At 74.8% G+C, this 484-nt stretch carries 1 protein-coding gene and 1 pseudogene; one reads left to right on the top strand and one right to left on the bottom strand.

The window, feature by feature from the left end:
- Positions 1–303 (bottom strand): beta-ketoacyl synthase N-terminal-like domain-containing protein (locus PUR56_RS25240; RefSeq protein WP_329950581.1); only part of this gene is annotated, 303 nt, incomplete at its 3' end.
- A gap of 58 nt (positions 304–361) precedes the next feature.
- On the opposite strand from PUR56_RS25240, the pseudogene PUR56_RS25235 reads away from it, so the two are divergent.
- Positions 362–484 (top strand): annotated as a pseudogene (locus PUR56_RS25235) (polyketide synthase); the annotation flags it as partial.

Raw genomic sequence — 484 nt, 5'->3', positions numbered from 1 at the left:
GCCGGGGTGCTGCGGGTCCGGGTGGTTGAGGGCTTCCAGGTCCCAGCCGCGGTCCGTGGGGATCCCGCCGATTGCGTCGGTCCCGGAGGCCAGGAGGTCCCAGAGGTCCTCCGGGGTGTCGGCCCAGCCCGTGAACCGGCTGGCCGCCGCGACCGGACTCCCCCTCCCGGCGGCCCGGGTCTTCGACGACCCGGCCGCCGACCGGCGGGCCGGGTTCCGGCTGGAAAGGCTCGTCGGCGGACGGTCTGCGGCGGCGGTACCGGCCGCTCCGGCCGCGCCGGTCACCGACGAACCGATCGTCATCGTCGGGTTGGACTGCCTGTTACCTTGAGGGGCAGAAACCCCGTAGGACCAATGGGACCTGCTGGCCTCCGGGACCGACGCCATGGGCGGGTTCCCCACGGACCGCGGCTGGGACCTGGAAGCCCTCGTCCCCCCCGACCCCGAGCACCCCGGCACCACGTACACCCGGGACGGCCGCTTC

The sequence above is a fragment of the Streptomyces sp. BE303 genome (assembly GCF_036290945.1).
Taxonomy (GTDB): Bacteria; Actinomycetota; Actinomycetes; order Streptomycetales; family Streptomycetaceae; genus Kitasatospora.
This window is presented reverse-complemented; position numbering and strand designations above follow the sequence as displayed.